We start from the raw sequence: 17,261 nt of genomic DNA on the forward strand, positions 1-17,261 counted from the left end.
GCGGCGCGGGGGCTTGAAATCGGCGGCGGCATCCCCACATGGGTGGGCGTCGATTTCAAAAACACGGAGCCGCATCCCATGTCCGAAGCGCAAGCCGCAGCCCAGACCCTCAACTTCCAGGCCGAGGTGAAGCAACTGCTTCACCTGATGATCCACTCGCTCTATTCCAACCGCGAGATCTTCCTGCGCGAACTGGTCTCGAACGCGTCGGACGCCTGCGACAAGCTGCGTTTCGAAGCGCTCGACAACGCCGCGCTGTTCGAGGGCGAAGGTGATCTCAAGATCCGCATCGCCTTCGACAAGGACGCCAAGACCATCACCATCGCCGACAACGGCATCGGCATGAGCCGCGACGAGGCGATCTCCCACCTCGGCACCATCGCCAAGTCGGGCACCAAGGAATTCTTCGGCAAGCTCACCGGCGACCAGAAGAAGGACGCCAACCTCATCGGCCAGTTCGGCGTCGGCTTCTACTCCGCCTTCCTGGTGGCCGACCGCGTTACCGTGCTGACCCGCCGCGCCGGCCTGCCGGCGTCGGCCGGGGTGAAGTGGCAGTGTTCGATGGCGGGCGACGAAGCCGGCGCCTACACCGTGGAGGACATCGACAAGCCCGGCCGCGGCACCGAAATCACGCTGCACCTGCGCGACGGCCAGGAAGACCTGCTGTCGTCGTGGAAGCTGAAGAGCCTGGTGCGCAAGTACTCCGACCACATCGTCCAGCCCATCGTGATGAAGAAGGAGGAGTGGAACGAGGAGAAGAGCGAGCAGGTCGTCACCGACGAGGACGAGACGGTGAACCAGGCCAACGCGCTGTGGACCCGCTCGAAGAACGACATCTCGGAAGACGAGTACAAGGCTTTCTACAAGCATGTCGGCCACGACTACGACGAGCCGCTGGCGTGGACCCATTCGCGCGTCGAAGGCCGCCACGAATACACCAACCTGCTCTACGTGCCGGCGCACGCGCCCTTCGACCTGTGGGACCGCAACGCCAAGCACGGCATCAAGCTGTACGTGAAGCGCGTCTTCATCATGGACGACGCCGAGAAGCTGATGCCCACCTACCTGCGCTTCGTACGCGGGGTGGTCGATTCCGCCGACCTGCCGCTCAACGTGTCGCGCGAGATCCTGCAGGAATCCAAGGACATCGACACCATCCGCGCCGGCTGCACGAAGAAGGTGCTCGGCCTGCTGGAAGACCTCGCCACCAGCGACGAGGCCGGTGACAAGGAGAAGTACGCCACCTTCTGGAAGGAATTCGGCAAGGTGCTGAAGGAAGGCGTGGGCGAGGACTTCGCCAACAAGGAGAAGATCGCCGGCCTGCTGCGCTTCGCCTCCACCAAGGCGGACACGCCGGACGAGATCGTGTCGCTCAAGGACTACATCGAGCGCATGAAGGAAGGCCAGGACAAGATATACTTCGTCACCGCCGAAACCTTCAACGCCGCCAAGAACAGCCCGCACCTCGAAGTCTTCCGCAAGAAGGGCATCGAAGTGCTGCTGCTGTCGGACCGCGTCGATGAATGGGTGATCGGCAACCTCACCGAGTTCGACGGCAAGCCGCTGGTGTCCGTCGCCAAGGGCGGGCTGGATCTGGGCGCGCTGGAAGACGAAGCCGAGAAGAAGGAAGCCGAGAAGGCCGCCGACGACTACAAGGACCTGCTGGAGAAGATGAAGGCCAGCCTCGGCGAGCGCGTCAAGGACGTCAAGGTGACGCTGCGCCTGACCGATTCGCCGGCCTGCTTGGTCGCCGACGAGCACGACATGGGCATGAACCTGGCGCGCATCCTGAAGGCGGCCGGCCAGAGCGCGCCGGTGTCCAAGCCCATTCTCGAGATCAATCCCAACCACCCGGCAGTGCTGCGGCTGAAGTACGAGGAAAAGAGCTTCGACGACTGGGCGGCGGTGCTGTTCGACCAGGCGCTGCTGGCCGAAGGCGGCACGCTGGACGACCCGGCCACCTTTGTGAAGCGCATCAACCAGCTGATGATGGCGATGAGCGGCAACTGAGCCGTCGCGTCGCCCGCAGTGCAGAACCGCCCTTCGGGGCGGTTCTGCTTTGTGAAGCGTGCGGGTCGCTCAGCGCGGCTCGGCGGGTCCGTGCTCCGGCGCAACCTGCTTGCGGTGGTTCTCGGCTTCCAGCCTTCGCAGCATCGGGTAGGCGAGCGCGTGATACAGCGGCAGCGGGGCCACCGACTTGGAGAACCCGTGCGCCACCACGGCGGTGGCCATCAGCGGCATCAGCATCTGGTGGTTGGCGGTCATCTCCATGACGATCACGAAGGACGTGATCGGCGTCTGCGTCATGCCGGCCAGGAAACCCACCATGCCCAGGACGAGGATCGCCGCGTCCTGGTCGCTGGGCGTGAACAGCGCAATGTTGGCGCCAAGTCCCGCGCCGACGGCGAGTGCCGGCGCGAAGATTCCGCCCGGGATGCGCGACACGAAGGCCAGCCAGATGACCACGAGCTTGGCCAGCAGGAAGTACACCGGCAAGCCGGCCGCACCCTCCAGCGCCGCTTTGGATTCCGCATAGCCCGTGCCGTAGGTCAGGCCGCCCGTCAGCAGGCCGACCAGGCCGGTGGCCAGCCCGCAGAGCGCGGCGAACACGATCGGCCGCTGCTGCGCGAGGAGACCCGCACGCCCGGGCAGGCCACGGGACGAGGCAATCAGCAGCCGCGAGAAGCCGCCGCCCAACAAGCCACCAAGGGCGCCGCACAACAGAACGGGCCAGATGCCGCCGGGCCAGCTGATCGCCGCCGGCGTGCGGCCGAAATAGGTGTAGTTGCCCAGCACCGCGAGCGACATCAGGCCGGCGAAGATCACCGCGATCAGCGTCGTGCTGTTGGCGCGGAAGGCGCGGTGGCGGCACATCTCCTCGATGGCGAACATGATGCCGCCGAGCGGTGTATTGAACGCCGCGGCGATACCGGCGCCGCTGCCGGCCACGATGAGGTCGCGGCTGGAGGCGATGCGGCCGCGGCTGCGGCTTGCCAGCATGTGCATGACCGAGGCGCCGATCTGCACCGATGGCCCTTCGCGGCCGATGGAAGCACCAGCCAGCAAACCCCCGAGCGTGAGCATCACCTTGGCGATGGCGATCCGCAGCGACAGCAGGCTGCGGCGCAGCCGCCCGTCGTCGCTGAGCGAGGCGGCGATCGCCTGCGGAATGCCGCTGCCGGCGGTGCCCGGAAAGAACTGGCGCGACAGCCACGCCATCAGCGCGAAGCCGGCCGGCGCAATGAGCAGGGTCAGCCAAGGACTGACCGACATCACGCGCTGATGCCATTCGATCGCCACTTCCGCGGCGATGGCGAAGCTGATTGCAATCAGCCCCGCCAGCAGCGCCGCGCCGACCAGCAGCAGGCGCTTGTGCCAGCGCCCGATCGACAGCCAGGGCAAGGCGTAGCGGCGTCCGCCGCGCGCCAGCAGGCGCAGCGGCTCGCCTCCATAGGATGGGCGGCGCGGGGGTTTGGCGGGCGGTGGCGGGGCGCTAGGCGGCGGAGACGAGGCGTCTGGACGCGGGGATTCCGGGGGCGAAGGTGGCGACTGCATCGGCGGGGCCGGCGGTGGGGCCGGTTTTTACTTTTGTACTAAACCTTTTGGATGATTTGTGCGTTGACGCCTAGGACCATCGGGCCCGCCGCGGGTGACGCGGATGTAACGATACGCCTCGGCGGCCGAAATGGTTAAAATTTTGACAATGATGATTTGAGCAAATATAGTCGGAGCACATTGATGTCCTCGCCCTCCCGCGCCTTGAAGAAGTCTTCCCCGAATGAAAGCGCTGTCACGCCGCTGTCGGTGCTGCAGCGGTTCCGCGTGCTGATCCGCACCGCGCAACGGCATTCGCAGTGGATCGAACGGCAAAGCGGGGTGACCGGGGCGCAGTTGTGGGCCCTGCAGGAACTCAGCGAGGCGCCGGGGCTGCGCGTGGGCGAACTCGCCAACCGCATGGCGCTGCACCAGTCCACCGCCTCCAACATGATCGACCGCCTCGAAACCACTGCGCTCATTCGCAAGGAGCGCACGAGCGCCGACCAGCGCGTGGTGCGCCTGTACCTGACGGAAGAAGGCGAGGCCCTGCTGGCGCGCGCACCGTCGCCGGCGCGCGGCGTGCTGCCGGAGGCGCTGCGCCTGATCGACGAGGACGCGCTCGGGCGCCTGCAGAACGAACTCGATGGTCTGCTGCGGCAGATCAAGGATCTGGACGAAGGCTTTGGCATGCAGCCGCTGCCCTTCACCGAATGAGGTTTTCCCCGGGCCGGCGGGTGTTTCCGGTCAATCCTTCGCCCTGGGCGGATGGACAGCAGCTTGCGCGGCCTTCGGGCCGCGTTTTTTTTTTTGCCCGGCATCGCTTGACCGGCGTCAAGACCGTGCCGCTTCGTCTCCACAGCGGGCGGGGTCCTGCGGTAGAGTTAGGCACTTGGCATCCGCAGGGGCGGATGCGACAAAAGACAAGGTGATCGAGACATGGCGGTCGAGCTTTACAACGATGGAAAACACGTCTGCCTGGCGTTTTACGACCTCGTGGACGAAGAGGCCGACCACGCCGTCCAATGCAACCAGTTCCTGATCGTCGACGGCGATCACGGCGCGCTGGTCGATCCCGGTGGCAACATGACCTACAACGGTCTGCTGATGGGCATGCAGCGCTACTTCCCGTCCAAGAACCTCGACTACATCCTGGCCTCGCACGCCGACCCGGACATCATCGCCTCGCTTAACAAGTGGATGGTGACGACCAGCTGCCGGGTGATGATTTCCAAGCTGTGGTCGCGCTTCCTGCCGCATTTCACCACCGGTCGCGACTACACCGACCGCATCATCGGCATCCCCGATGAGGGCATGCTGATCCCGCTCGGGCAGTGCAAGCTCAAGGCGCTGCCGGCGCACTTCATGCATTCCGAAGGCAACTTCCAGTTCTACGACCCGATCTCCAAGATCCTGTTTTCGGGCGACATGGGCGCTTCGCTGATCGACCACGCCGACGCGCTGCAACCGGTGAAGGACTTCGACAAGCACATCCAGTACATGCTCGGCTTTCACCGCCGCTACATGGTGTCGAACAAGATCGGCCGCTTCTGGGCGAACATGGTCCGCAGCCTGGATGTGGAGATGATCGTGCCGCAGCACGGCGCCCGCTTCGAGGGCAAGGCGATGGTCAACCGCTTCCTCGACTGGATCGAGAACCTGCAGTGCGGCGTCGACCTGATGACGCAGGACAACTACCGCGCGCCCTGAGCCGCAACGCCCCCGCGGCCCTGGCGCGGCGGGGGTTCAGTGTTTCTTCGACAGCGACTGCATGGCCCGCGTGAGTCCGTCGAGCGTCATCGGGAACATCCGCCCGCCGACGATCTGGTGGATCAGCTCGATGGACTTACGGTAGTCCCACAGACGCTCCGGCTCCGGATTCAGCCACGCGGCGGCCGGGTAGGCGTCCAGCAGCCGGCGCAGCCATACCGCGCCCGGTTCGGCGTTCATGTGCTCGATCGAGCCGTGCTGGTGCAGGATTTCGTACGGGCTCATGGTCGCATCGCCGACGAAGACGAGCTTGTAGTCCGGCCCGTAGCGGTGGATCACGTCCAGTAGTTCGATGCGCTCGTGGTGGCGCCGGCTGCTGTCGCGCCACACTGATTCATAGACGCAGTTGTGGAAGTAGAAATACTCCAGGTGCTTGAACTCGGTGCGACAAGCCGAAAACAGCTCCTCGCACACCTTGACGTGGTCGTCCATCGAGCCGCCCACGTCGAGGAACAGCAGCACCTTCACCGCGTTGTGGCGCTCCGGGCGCATCAGCAGGTCCAGCCAGCCGGCGTTGCGCGCGGTGGCGGCGATGGTGCCGTCCAGGTCCAGTTCTTCGGCCGCGCCGTCGCGTGCGAAGCGGCGCAGCCGGCGTAGCGCGACCTTGATGTTGCGCGTACCGAGTTCGACGTTGTCGTCGAGATTGCGGAACTCGCGCTTGTCCCACACCTTCACCGCGGTGCGGTTGCCCGCCGAATCGCCGCCGACGCGGATGCCTTCCGGATGGGTGCCGTTGTTACCGAAGGGCGAGCTGCCGCCGCTGCCGATCCACTTGTTGCCGCCCTGGTGGCGCCCCTTCTGCTCGTCGAGCCGCTTGCGGAACTCCTCCATCAGTTTGTCCCAACCGAGCTTTTCCAGCTTGGCCTGTTCCTCCGGGCTGAGGTGCTTCTTCATCGCCGCACGCAGCCAGTCTTCCGGGATGTCCGCGTCGAGTCCGGGCAGCGTGTTGACGCCGCGGAAGTATTCGCCGAAGGCCTGATCGAAACGGTCGTAGAGCGATTCGTCCTTGACCAGGCAGGCGCGGGCGTAGATGTAGAAGTCGTCGATCGAGTGTTCGCACACGCCTTCGCGCAGGCCTTCCAGCAGCGTCAGGAATTCGCGCGTGGAGACCGGCAGCCGGCGGGATTTCAGGTGCAGGAAGAAATCGATCAGCATGGACGGGGTCTCAAGCGTCCTGAAGCTGGAAGGTCCAGTTCAGGGCTTCGGCGTGCGCGGCGGCGGCCGAGGCGGGTTCGAGCTGCAGACGGGTGGCGGCGCGCAGCACCTGCTGCGGATCGGCTGCCTCGCAGGCGCACGCGATCTCGAGCAGCAGTGCGTGTTCGCCCTCACCGCGGGTCAGCGCCTGCGCGATCTCGGGGCCGACGGCGAGCGCCCCGATCGCCTTCTCCATCGGCACCTGCAGGATCACGTCGATCAGCGACAGCAGGCCGGTGAGGAACAGGGTTTCCTGCTCCGGCCGGGGGCGGGCGGCCCCGAGCAACTCCATCATCCGGGCCCGCACCAGCGCGCTTTCCAGCGCGGCGGAGGCGCGCCCGCCGTTGTCGTCGAGGCCGCACAGCAGGATCAGCAACCAGCGCTGCAGGGCCGAGCGGCCGAGCAGGATGAAGGCGCGCTCGATCGAATGCACCGGCTCCAGCACGCCGCTTCCGGCCGAATTCACATAGCGCAGCAGGCGCAGCGACAGCGCCGCGTCCTGCTTGAGCAGCGCAACGATCTCCTCGGTGTCCGCATCCTTGCGCAGGCGGCCGAGCAGGGTGGCAAGGCGGGCCACGCGCGGGCCGAGTTCGCGGTCGTCCCAGTTCTCGCGCTGGGTGACGAAGCCGCCCTCGAGAAAGGCGACGTCGAGCGCGCTGCGGCAGAACCGGGCCTCTTCGAGCGAGGTCACGCTGCGCGCCAGTATCCGGGCCGCCGGGGCGTGACGCGCCAGGTGATCGCGCAGTTGGCGGGCGTCGGCGGCGTGGAGCGCGCGGGCGTCGAGCACCGCCAGGTCGGCGGCGGCCAGCAGGGCGGTGCCGGCCGGGGTCAGCGGCTCGCCGACGGCAAGCAGGAAGCCCTGCGCGCGGAGCGCATGCATCGCAGCCAGCGTGTCCGCCGGGGCGGCGCCGTCGCTGGCTGCGGGTGTAACCACCAGCACGCAGCGCTTGGCCGGCAATTCCTGCAAACGGGGGCTTGCAAGCAGTGGCGACGGCAGGTCGATGAAGGCCAGGCGGTAGCCGAGGGTGTCGGCGAGGCGCGACTCCAGCAGCAGCTGGATCAGGGCTTCGGCCTTCTCCCCGCTGCCGCTGCCGCCGTGGTCCACCGTGAAGCGATAGCCCGCGACCCGCTCATTGCTGCCCAGTACCGCCTCGCGGCGCAGGCTCCATTGCGGCGGCGGCGTGGCGGGTCGCGCGCTGGTGTCGCGCGCATCGGCGGCCGTGGCGGAAACCGTCGCCGGCGTCGCAGCCGCTGGGGCCGCGGTCCTTCTGAACAGTCGGGAAAACAGCGCGGTCAGCATCTGACGCTCTCAGCGATTGTGGCGCGCCATGTACACCAGGCGCTCGAAGAGGTGGATGTCCTGTTCGTTCTTGAGCAGCGCGCCGGCCAGCGGCGGCACGATCGCCTTCTGGTCGGGCGAGCGCAGGGCCTCGGGCGGAATGTCCTCGGCCACCAGCAGCTTCAGCCAGTCGATCAGTTCGGACGTGGAGGGCTTCTTTTTCAGGCCGGGGATGTCGCGCAGTCCGAAGAAGACTTCGAGTGCTTCGGCCAGCAGCGCCTTGCGGATGCCCGGGAAGTGCACATCCACGATCTTCTGCATGGTGTCGCGGTCGGGAAACTTGATGTAGTGGAAGAAGCAACGCCGCAGGAAGGCGTCGGGCAGTTCCTTCTCGTTGTTCGAGGTGATGAAGACGATGGGGCGATGACGCGCCTGCACGGTCTTGCGCGTCTCGTACACATGGAACTCCATGCGGTCGAGTTCACGCAGCAGGTCGTTGGGAAACTCGATGTCGGCCTTGTCGATCTCGTCGATCAGCACCACGGTCGGCGTCTCGGCCTCGAAGGCCTGCCACAGCACCCCTTTGACGATGTAGTTGGCGATGTCCTTGACGCGGTCGTCGCCCAGCTGCGAATCGCGCAGGCGCGACACCGCATCGTATTCGTACAGCCCCTGCTGGGCCTTGGTGGTGGATTTGATATGCCACTGCAGCAGTGGCAGGCCGAGCGCGGCGGCGACTTCCTCGGCCAGCATGGTCTTGCCGGTGCCGGGTTCGCCCTTGATCAGCAGCGGGCGCTGCAGGCGGATGGCGGCATTGACCGCCAGCATCAGGTCGGGGGTGGCGACGTAGTCCTGGGAGCCTTCGAAGCGAAGCGACATCGGGGAATCCTCTGATTAATTCCCGACGATTATAGGTCTAGCGTTAGAGGAGGGCTTCACCCAGGAGGTGGCACATGGACGGACGGTTTTGGGCAGTCGCCGCCGCGCTGGCGACCGCATGGCCCGCGGCAGCCGCGGAAGGCAATGCCGGCGCGGCGCAGGGCAAGCTGGCGATGTGCATCGGTTGCCACGGCATCGCCGGCTACCGGACCGGGTTTCCCACGGTGTATTCCGTGCCCAAGCTGGGCGGCCAGCATCCTGCCTATCTTGTACGGGCGCTCGAGGCATACAAGGCCGGCGAGCGTAGCCACCCCACGATGCAGGGCATCGCCCGCGGCTTGAGCGAACAGGACATGGCCGACCTGGCGGCCTACTACGGCGACGGAGGCGGAAAATGATTGCGCGTATCCGCTTGCCTTCTTCCGCCGCGTTGTTCGTGTTTGGCGCGCTCGTCGCCGTGGCCCCGCCGGCGCAGGCAGGGGATGCGGCGCGCGGCAAGGAAATTTCCACGACCTGTGCGGCCTGCCACGGCGCGGACGGCAACAGCACCACCGCCGAGTTTCCGCGCATTGCCGGCCAGCACGAGGACTACCTGCGCCAGGCCTTGACCGACTACAAGGCCGGCAAGCGGCGCAACCCCATCATGGCGGCGCAGGTGGAAAGCCTGGACAAGCGTGACATCGCAGATCTTTCTGCGTGGTTCGCGTCGCAGAAAGGGCTGTACTTCAAACGCTGAGGGGCGAGGTCGGACCGGGGAGTCCGGCGGTCACCTGCCGGAACAGGCATGCGACCGCCGGGGCCGCCATGCCTCGGCCCGCCTGCGCCGAATGCGCGTTAACCGTGCCCGGCGCGCTTGCGTAGCGCCGCAACGTAGGCGGCGCCGTCGGGCGGGGTGCCGTTGCGCTGCGCGTTGAACAGGGTTTCCCCGAGGCATTCCAGGGCGTCGTGCATCGCATCGTGGCGGTTGCCGTGGCGCGCACAGGCCTCGTCGAACGCGGCGCGGATGCCCGTCGGCTGGTCGATCGACAATTGCTCCTCGATCGCCAGATGCAGGGACAGGTGCAGAAAAGGATTGATCTGGCCTGCCTCGGGCGGGAAGTCGCGGTCCACCGAGTCCGGGTTGTCCACCACGGTGTGGTATTCGGGGTGCAGCGCGACCACGTCGGCCGCGATCGTCTCGAGCGGGGTCAGCACTTCGCGCGCCTGGTACTTGCGCCAGGCTTCGATGAAGAAGTTGCGGACCTCGTCGCGGGTAGGGTTGAACATGCTGTTTCTCTCTCGGTTGGCGGCCGCTTCAGGCGGTCTTGTCGCGGAACAGGCACAGGTCGCGCACGATGCACGCGGCGCAGTTGGGTTTGCGCGCGGTACAGACGTAACGCCCGTGCAGGATCAGCCAGTGGTGGGCGTCGAGCAGGAAGGCCTTGGGCACGCGCTTGAGCAGCGACTGCTCGACCGCAATCACGTCCTTGCCCGGGGCGAGCCCGGTGCGGTTGGCGAGGCGGAAGATGTGCGTATCGACCGCCATCACGGGCTCGCGGAAGATGGTGTTGAGCACCACGTTCGCGGTCTTGCGACCCACGCCCGGTAGCGCTTCGAGCGCCTCGCGGTCGCGCGGCACTTCGCCGCCATGGCGCTCCAGCAGCAGGCGCGACAGCGCCACGGTGTTCTTGGCCTTGTTGCGAAAAAGGCCGATGGTCTTGATGTAGTCCGCCACGCCTTCTTCGCCCAGCGCCAGCATGGCTTCGGGCGTGGGCGCGGCGGCAAACAGCTTGCGGGTCGCGAGGTTCACGCTCTTGTCGGTGGCCTGCGCGGAGAGCACCACGGCGACCAGCAACTGGTAGGGCGTCTGGTACTCGAGTTCAGTCTTCGGTTCGGGGTTGGCGGCGGCGAGGCGACTGAAGAACTCCCGGATCGCCTCGCGTTTCATCAACGCCATTTCAGGCTCCCGCGCCGGCTTCGGCGGGGCTGCCGGCCCGGGCGGGTTCTGCTGCCGGCGGGCGGGCCTGCAGGCGCGCCGCGCGACGGGTGTTGATCGCGTTGTAGGCGGCGATCAGGCATCCGAGCGCGAAGAACGCACCGGGCGGCAGGATGGCGACGAGAAAGCCGGGATAGTCGTCGCCGAACACGCTGAGCGCGCTCGCGTCGGGGATGATCATCTCGATGCCCGCGAACAGCGTGCCGCTACCGAGCAGCTCGCGCAGGCCGCCCAGCAAGGCCAGCACCCACACCAGCCCGCAACCCATCATCACCGCATCCACCGTGGAGGACAGCGGGTCGTTCTTGGCGGCGTAGGCTTCGACGCGCGCCAGCACGATGCAGTTGGTGACGATCAGCGGGATGAAGATGCCGAGCACGAGGTAGAGGCTGTGCAGGTAGGCGTTGAAGCTGAGGTCTACCACGGTGACCAGCGCGGCGATGATCAGTACGAACACCGGAATCCGGATTTCGTATGGAATGAAGTTGCGCAGCGTGGCCACCGCAAGGTTGGACAGGGCCATCACCAGCAGCGTGGCCAGGCCCAGGCTGACCGCATTGACCATGCTGGTGCTGATCGCAAGGATGGGGCACAGGCCGAGCAGTTGGGCGAGCCCGGTGTTCTGCTTCCACAGCCCGTTGCGGGCGATCTCGCGGAATTGCTGCATGTTCATCATCGGCCGGCTCCCGGGTTGCGGCCGCCCTGGGCGGCAAACAGCGCGTCGCGGTTGTGCTGGACATAGTCCACCGCCCTGCCCACCGCGCGGCTGACGGCGCGGGCGCTGATGGTGGCGCCGGCGCGATAGTCGAAGGCGCCGCCGTCCTTGCGCACGGTCCAGCGCTCCAGCGGCAGGCTGGCGGCATCCAGCCCGGCGAATTGCGCGATCCACGGCGCGTGCTTGTTGCGGTCCTTGGCAAGCTCGACGTAGTCGCCCAGTCCGGGCGTTTCCTTGTGGCGCGTAACGCGCGCGCCAAGCAGGCGGCCGTCCGCAGCCACCGCCACGATCAGCCCGATGCGGCCGGCGTAGCCGTCTGGTGCCTCGGCTTCGACGACCAATGCCACCGGCTCACCACCGCGCCGCGCCCGCCACACCCGGGCGTCGTCGAAACCGAGCGCCGCGGCGGCGCCGGGGCGCAGCACGTCGTCGAGCAGGGCGTTGTCGTAGCTGCCGGGCGGCAGGATTTCGCCGACCAGGGCAAGCTGGGCCTGCTGCACCGAAGCCTCGATCGCGGGCCGGGTTGCGTTGTAGGTGAAGGCCATCAGCGCGGTGAACACCACGGTGAACACCAGCATGATCGCCGAGGTGCGCAGCGAGGTGCGGGCGGCGCCGTAACGGGCGGTGGTCATGACGGCCGGCCTCCGCGATGGCCGAACACGCGCGGCTGCGTCTTCATGTCGATCAGTGGTACGCACATGTTCATCAGCAGAACGCCGAACGCAATGCCTTCCGGATAGGCGCCGAAGTTGCGGATGAGCCAGGCGATGCACGCGACACCGGCGGCGAACACCAGCTTGCCGCGCGGGGTGGTGGCCGCGCTGACGGGATCGGTGACGATGAAGAAGGCGCCGAGCATGGCGCCGCCGCTGGCGAGATGGAACAGCGGCGAGGCGAAGCGCACCGGGTCCGCCAGCCAGAAGGCACCGGAAATCAGCGCCAGCGCGGCCAGAAAGCCCACCGGCAGGTGCCAGGTGATGGTGCGGGTGGCAAGTAGTACCACGCCGCCGATGAAGTAGCCCGCCGCGACCCATTCCCAGCCGCGGCCGCCGGCAAAGCCGAAGGCGTCGAGTGCACGCACGCTGGCCACGCTTGCCTCCGGCGCGCGCAGGCCGGTACGCAGGGTGTCGAGCGCAGTCGCGCCGGTGACCGCGTCAATTTCGCGCGTGCCGCCGAGGATGAGCTGCAGCTGCGTGGCGAAGTCGAGCTGGCCCGCCGCCGGCCATTGCGACATCAGCGCCGGGTAGGCGACGATCATCGTGCAGTAGGCGGCCATGGCCGGATTGAACGGGTTCTGCCCAAGGCCGCCGTACAGATGCTTGGCGCCCATCACCGCGATCAGGACCGCCAGCGTGGTCAGCCACCACGGCACGATGGGCGGAAAACACAGCGCCACCAGCCACGCGGTGACCAGCGCCGAGCCGTCGCTGAGCGCGGCCGCGGCGGGCTTGCGCCGCAGCGCCAGGATGGCGGCCTCGCCCGCGAGTGCGGCGACGCTGGCGATCGCGAGATTTACCAGGATGCCGGGGCCGATCTGCCACACGTACAGCGCGATGCCCGGCAGCAGGGCCGCAAGCACGGTGAGCATCACGCGCTGGACGCTGGCCGGCCGGCGGATGTAGGGAGAATGCATCATGACTCGTTGTCCGGCGTGGCGACGGGGGCGGCGCCTGTTTCGAGCGCCGCTTTGCGGCGCGCTTCCACCGCGGCGATTTCCGCCTGCACCGCGGGGCTGAGGTTGTCGGTGTTGCGCACTTCGACCGTGTCCTTCTGCGCCTTGGCGCGCGCCAGCGCGGCGGCGATCAGGGCCTTCTTGGCGTCGTCCGCGGCAGGGGCATCTCCCGCAGCGGGGGCTTCCTCGGCCAGCTTGCTGCGGGTTTCGGCGGCCTTGGCGGCCAGACGGGCGGCTTTCTCGGCCTTCTCGCGTTCCTGCCGGAAGTTGCGGAACTCGAAGCGTTCGCGCGCCGCGTCGGCCGCGTCCTTGTCGCGCTCACGCGCCCAGATCTCGCCCTTGGAGAAGCGGAAGTAATCGACCAGCGGAATGTGCGCCGGGCACACGTAGGCGCAGCAGCCGCATTCGATGCAGTCGAACAGGTGGTATTCCTGCGCCTTGCCGAAATTGCGTGCGCGGCCGAACCAGTACAGCTCGAAGGGCTGCAACTCGGCCGGGCAGGCGCGCGCGCATTCGCCGCAGCGGATGCAGGGCTGTTCCGGCGGCGGCGGCGGGAACAGGGCGGGGGACGCGGCAATCACGCAGTTGGTGGCCTTGACCACCGGAACGTCGAGGCGCGGCAGCGCGAACCCCATCATCGGGCCGCCCATCAGGTAGCGGTCGGTATCGCCGGCGGGCTGCGCCAGCGAGAGCAGATCCTGGATCGGGGTGCCGATCGCCACTTCGTAGTTGCCGGGGCGCGCGACGCTGCCGGTCAGCGTGACCACGCGCGACACCAGCGGTTCGCCGTGCGCGATGGCACGGTACACCGCATGCGCGGTGCCGACGTTGAAGCACTGGACGCCGAAGTCGCCGCCGAGCTTGCCGTAGGGAATCTCGATGCCGGTAAGCACGCGGATGAGCTGTTTTTCGCCGCCCGCGGGGTACAGCGCCGGAACCGCCACCACCTCGGCCTCGCTGCCGGCGGCGGCGCGCATCGCGGCGATGGCTTCCGGCTTGTTGTCCTCGATGCCGACGATGAGGCGCTGGGCGCCGATCAGTTCGCGCAGCACGGCGGCGCCGGCGAGGATGTCGGCCGCGCGTTCGCGCATCAGGCGGTCGTCGCAGGTGATCCACGGTTCGCACTCGGCGCCGTTCAGGATCAGGGTCTCCACGCCCTTGCCGCGGCCCAGCTTGACGTGGCTGGGGAAGGTCGCCCCGCCCAGTCCGACAATGCCGCAGTCGCGCAGGTGGGCGAGGGTGGCGTCGCGTCCGGCGGCGCGGTGGTCGAAGGGCTGGTGTTCGATCCAGCGGTCCTCGCCGTCGGGGGCGATGATGACGCAGCGCGTATCCAGCCCCGAGGGGTGGGCCATCGGCCGCGGTGCGATCTCGACCACGGTGCCGGAGGTGGGGGCATGCACCGCGGTGCCGAGCGGACCGTCGGCCGCGCCGATGCGCTCGCCCTTCAGCACCCGCTGGCCGGGAGCGACCAGGCAGCGCGCGGTGGCGCGAATGCTCTGTCGCAGCGGCACCACCAGCTGGGCTGGCAGCGGCGCGGCGACGATGGCGGCGCCGGCGGATTCTTCCTTGTGGGCGGCGGGCTTGATGCCGCCGCGAAAACTGAACAGGCGTCCGATCATGCTGCCTTCCTGATCTCGACGACCGGGTATTTCCAGCGCCAGGTCTGCACGGTTTCGCGTACCGGCTCCATGTAGATGCAGTCGACCGGGCAGGGCGCGACGCAGAGTTCGCAGCCGGTGCACAGCGGATCGACCACGGTGTGCATCTGCTTGGCGGCGCCGACGATGGCGTCCACCGGGCAGGCCTGCAGGCACAGCGTGCAGCCGATGCAGACGTTTTCGTCGATGTAGGCCACCGCCTTCGGCTTTTCCTCGCCATGCTCGGCCGACAGCGGCTTGAACTCGCGGCCCAGCAGATCCGCGAGCTTGCGCACGCCTTCCTCGCCGCCCGGCGGGCATTGGTTGATGTCGGCCTCGCCCTGGGCGATGGCCTGCGCGTAGGGCTTGCAGCCGGGGTAGCCGCACTGGCCGCACTGGGTTTGCGGCAGGATCGCGTCGATCTTGTCGACCAGCGGGTCGCCTTCGACGCGGAAGCGGATCGCGGCAAAGCCGAGCGCCGCGCCGAGCACTACCGCGATGGCGGCCATGACGAGAAGGGCAGACAGCATCTGGGGGCTCAGTGGAAACGGTCGAGGCCGGCAAAGCCCATGAAAGCGAGACTCATGAAGCCGGCGGTGATCATCGCGATCGCGGTGCCGCGGAAGGGCTGCGGCACGTCGGCGCCCTCAAGCCGCTCGCGGATGCCGGCGAACAGCACCAGCGCGAACGTGAAGCCCACCGAGGAGCCGAACCCGAACAGCAGCGATTCGAGCAGGTTGTGGCCGAGGCCGACGTTGAGCAGCGGAACGCCGAGCACCGCGCAGTTGGTGGTGATCAGCGGCAGGTAGATGCCGAGCACCTGATGCAGCAGCGGGCTGGTCTTCTGGATGACGAGTTCGGTCAGCTGCACGATGGCGGCGATCACCACGATGAACGCCAGCGTGCGCAGGTAGCCGAGGTCCGCCGGGACCAGCAGGTAGTGGTCGATCAGGTAGCTGCTGCCGGCGCCCAGGGTCAGCACGAAGGTGGTGGCGGCGCCCATGCCGATCGCCGTTTCAAGCTTCTTCGACACGCCCATGAAGGGGCACAGCCCGAGGATGCGGACGAAGACGACGTTGTTGACCAGAACGGCGCCGATGACGACGAAAAGATAGCTGCTCATGGGGGGCGGCAGGGGTGAATCGGCGGATTATCGCGCGCCGTGCGCGCTCGCCACAACCCTGTCCGCGCAAGAATCCCCGATGTTTATGACAGCGGATGCAGCCGGCTCTGGCGCGGCAGGTGGCGGGTGAGGAAATCCATCTGGTCGGCGAGGATGTTGCGGTTGCACAGGATGAGGTACTCCGCCTTGTTCGGCACGTAGGGCGCGTACAGCAGCGCCATCCGCGCCTGTTCCGGCGTGCGGCCGCTCTTGCGCTGGTTGCAGGGGCGGCAGGCGGTGACCACGTTCATCCAGATGTCGCGTCCGCCTTGCGATACCGGGCAGACGTGGTCGCGCGTGAGCTGGCTGCCCGGCAGGCGGTGTCCGCAGTAGGCGCACAGGTGGCGGTCGCGGCGGAAAAGCTCACGGTTGTTCAGCGGCGGCGTCTGGCGCAGCGCGCCGGGCAGCAAGGCGCGGCCCTTGATCGCGATGATGCTCTGGGTGGTGATTTCGGAGCGCTGCCCGGTGGCGCGGCAGATGCCGCCCAGGAAGCGGAAGCTGCGGTCGCCGATGCTCCACGCCACCTGATCGCGCGCATGGTAGTGGCAGGCGGTCTGCCAGCTGATCCAGCGGTGGGGGTTGCCGTGGACGTCGAGCGACAGGATCCACGGGTGGTAACCCTCGCCCGGGGATTCTTCGGTTCCGATCAACAACGCGCCGGGTTCGCTCAGCACACGTCCTCCGTCACAGAATGCGCGGCGCCCTTGGGGCCATGCCGCCACTGTCGACTCATCCCGACCGCGCGGGCGCGCGGCCGCCTGACTGGACTTAGAGTGCGTTTGCCATGCCGCGGTTCAGCCCGCGGGCACGGGTTTGCCGCCGGCAGGAGGCGGCGCCGTGATGCAGCCGGTATGGAACGACCAGTTGCCGCTGCGGCGGTCGTCGAAATAGTGACGCAAGGTCATCGCGATGGTGCGGAAGGCGATCTGCTCCCAGGGGATGTCGGCTTCGGCGAACAGCGCGACCTCGAGCGATTCCTCGCCCGGGCGGAAGTCGAGGTCGAGCAGGCGGGCCCGGTAGATGATGTGCACCTGGCTGATCGCCGGCACGTCGATCAGCGTGTACATCGGGCCTACCTCGATGCGCGCGCAGGCTTCTTCCAGCGTTTCGCGCGCCGCACCCTCGGCGGTGCTTTCCTCGTTTTCCATGAAGCCGGCCGGCAGCGTCCACATCCCGAGGCGGGGTTCGATGGCGCGGCGGCACAGCAGGATGCGGTCTTCCCATTCGGCCAGGGCGCCCACCACGATCTTGGGGTTCTGGTAATGCACCGTGCTGCAAGTCGGGCACACATGGCGCGGCAGCGCGTCGCCCGGCGGAACGCGGAATTCGACGGTGGAACCACAACTCGAGCAGAACTTCATCGCGGGCGGGCGCTGCGGGCGGCAAGTGCAGGGAAGGCTTCGATTCTAGCCCGGTTCGCGCGCAGGGCGATGGCTGACAGCGT

At 67.4% G+C, this 17,261-nt stretch carries 19 protein-coding genes; 5 read left to right on the forward strand and 14 right to left on the reverse strand.

Features of this window, described 5'->3' with window-relative positions:
- Window positions 1–78: 78 nt before the first annotated feature.
- Complete coding sequence (gene htpG / locus dqs_RS07605; protein WP_065340098.1) at window positions 79–2,010, forward strand: molecular chaperone HtpG; 1,932 nt, start codon at window positions 79–81, stop codon at window positions 2,008–2,010.
- Between the two features lie 69 nt (window positions 2,011–2,079).
- Here htpG and dqs_RS07610 read toward each other — a convergent pair whose 3' ends face one another.
- Window positions 2,080–3,402 carry a chloride channel protein gene (locus tag dqs_RS07610; RefSeq protein ID WP_157108159.1) on the reverse strand — a complete coding sequence of 441 codons (1,323 nt, stop codon included), beginning with the start codon at window positions 3,400–3,402 and terminating at the stop codon, window positions 2,080–2,082.
- A 336-nt stretch (window positions 3,403–3,738) separates the two neighbouring features.
- Here dqs_RS07610 and dqs_RS07615 point away from each other — a divergent pair, with 336 nt between their 5' ends.
- Together dqs_RS07615 and dqs_RS07620 are read left to right on the forward strand one after the other, a co-directional pair.
- Window positions 3,739–4,251, forward strand: a complete 513-nt coding sequence (locus dqs_RS07615; RefSeq protein WP_011765160.1) for a MarR family winged helix-turn-helix transcriptional regulator — start codon at window positions 3,739–3,741, stop codon at window positions 4,249–4,251.
- Between the two features lie 222 nt (window positions 4,252–4,473).
- Window positions 4,474–5,244, forward strand: a complete 771-nt coding sequence (locus dqs_RS07620) for an oxygen-binding di-iron domain-containing protein (RefSeq protein WP_011765161.1) — start codon at window positions 4,474–4,476, stop codon at window positions 5,242–5,244.
- A 36-nt stretch (window positions 5,245–5,280) separates the two neighbouring features.
- Here the strand turns inward: dqs_RS07620 and dqs_RS07625 are convergent, their stop codons facing one another.
- From dqs_RS07625 to dqs_RS07635, 3 genes are read right to left on the reverse strand one after another with little or no spacing between them, the layout of a single operon-like run.
- Window positions 5,281–6,459 (reverse strand): vWA domain-containing protein, encoded by a 1,179-nt coding sequence (locus tag dqs_RS07625; RefSeq protein WP_065340099.1) that lies wholly within the window; start codon window positions 6,457–6,459, stop codon window positions 5,281–5,283.
- Window positions 6,460–6,469: 10 nt separating this feature from the next.
- A complete protein-coding gene (locus dqs_RS07630; RefSeq protein WP_065340100.1) occupies window positions 6,470–7,798 on the reverse strand; it encodes an EAL and HDOD domain-containing protein in 1,329 nt (442 codons plus the stop codon).
- A 9-nt stretch (window positions 7,799–7,807) separates the two neighbouring features.
- Window positions 7,808–8,656 carry an AAA family ATPase gene (locus dqs_RS07635; protein ID WP_011765164.1) on the reverse strand — a complete coding sequence of 283 codons (849 nt, stop codon included), beginning with the start codon at window positions 8,654–8,656 and terminating at the stop codon, window positions 7,808–7,810.
- A gap of 74 nt (window positions 8,657–8,730) precedes the next feature.
- On the opposite strand from dqs_RS07635, the gene dqs_RS07640 reads away from it, so the two are divergent.
- Together dqs_RS07640 and dqs_RS07645 are read left to right on the forward strand one after the other, a co-directional pair.
- Window positions 8,731–9,054 (forward strand): c-type cytochrome, encoded by a 324-nt coding sequence (locus tag dqs_RS07640; RefSeq protein WP_011765165.1) that lies wholly within the window; start codon window positions 8,731–8,733, stop codon window positions 9,052–9,054.
- On the forward strand, window positions 9,051–9,392 hold the full coding sequence (locus dqs_RS07645) for a c-type cytochrome (RefSeq protein WP_065340101.1): 342 nt from the start codon (window positions 9,051–9,053) through the stop codon (window positions 9,390–9,392). Before dqs_RS07640 ends, dqs_RS07645 begins: the two co-directional genes overlap by 4 nt.
- 98 nt (window positions 9,393–9,490) lie before the next feature.
- On the opposite strand, the gene dqs_RS07650 is transcribed toward dqs_RS07645, so the two are convergent.
- From dqs_RS07650 to dqs_RS07695, 10 genes are all read right to left on the reverse strand, one after another.
- A complete protein-coding gene (locus dqs_RS07650) occupies window positions 9,491–9,922 on the reverse strand; it encodes a DUF1841 family protein (protein WP_011765167.1) in 432 nt (143 codons plus the stop codon).
- 28 nt (window positions 9,923–9,950) lie between these two features.
- Window positions 9,951–10,583, reverse strand: coding sequence for an endonuclease III (nth, locus tag dqs_RS07655; RefSeq protein WP_065341666.1), 633 nt, complete (start codon window positions 10,581–10,583; stop codon window positions 9,951–9,953).
- 10 nt (window positions 10,584–10,593) lie between these two features.
- Entirely contained in the window at window positions 10,594–11,304 is a 711-nt protein-coding gene (locus tag dqs_RS07660) for an electron transport complex subunit E (RefSeq protein WP_065341667.1), read from the reverse strand.
- On the reverse strand, window positions 11,304–11,978 hold the full coding sequence (locus dqs_RS07665; protein ID WP_065340102.1) for an RnfABCDGE type electron transport complex subunit G: 675 nt from the start codon (window positions 11,976–11,978) through the stop codon (window positions 11,304–11,306). Before dqs_RS07665 ends, dqs_RS07660 begins: the two co-directional genes overlap by 1 nt.
- Entirely contained in the window at window positions 11,975–12,982 is a 1,008-nt protein-coding gene (locus dqs_RS07670; protein ID WP_065340103.1) for an RnfABCDGE type electron transport complex subunit D, read from the reverse strand. Before dqs_RS07670 ends, dqs_RS07665 begins: the two co-directional genes overlap by 4 nt.
- Window positions 12,979–14,637 carry an electron transport complex subunit RsxC gene (gene rsxC / locus dqs_RS07675; protein ID WP_065340104.1) on the reverse strand — a complete coding sequence of 553 codons (1,659 nt, stop codon included), beginning with the start codon at window positions 14,635–14,637 and terminating at the stop codon, window positions 12,979–12,981. Before rsxC ends, dqs_RS07670 begins: the two co-directional genes overlap by 4 nt.
- Window positions 14,634–15,185, reverse strand: a complete 552-nt coding sequence (rsxB, locus tag dqs_RS07680; RefSeq protein ID WP_011765173.1) for an electron transport complex subunit RsxB — start codon at window positions 15,183–15,185, stop codon at window positions 14,634–14,636. Before rsxB ends, rsxC begins: the two co-directional genes overlap by 4 nt.
- 8 nt (window positions 15,186–15,193) lie before the next feature.
- The gene (gene rsxA / locus dqs_RS07685; protein ID WP_011765174.1) at window positions 15,194–15,778 is read right to left on the reverse strand and encodes an electron transport complex subunit RsxA; all 585 of its coding nucleotides are present in this window, start codon (window positions 15,776–15,778) and stop codon (window positions 15,194–15,196) included.
- 83 nt (window positions 15,779–15,861) lie between these two features.
- Entirely contained in the window at window positions 15,862–16,491 is a 630-nt protein-coding gene (locus dqs_RS07690; RefSeq protein WP_011765175.1) for an HNH endonuclease, read from the reverse strand.
- Between the two features lie 120 nt (window positions 16,492–16,611).
- Complete coding sequence (locus dqs_RS07695; protein ID WP_065340105.1) at window positions 16,612–17,178, reverse strand: NUDIX hydrolase; 567 nt, start codon at window positions 17,176–17,178, stop codon at window positions 16,612–16,614.
- Between the last annotated feature and the right edge of the window lie 83 nt (window positions 17,179–17,261).

This window comes from Azoarcus olearius, from assembly GCF_001682385.1.
GTDB classification, from domain to species: Bacteria; Pseudomonadota; Gammaproteobacteria; order Burkholderiales; family Rhodocyclaceae; genus Azoarcus; species Azoarcus olearius.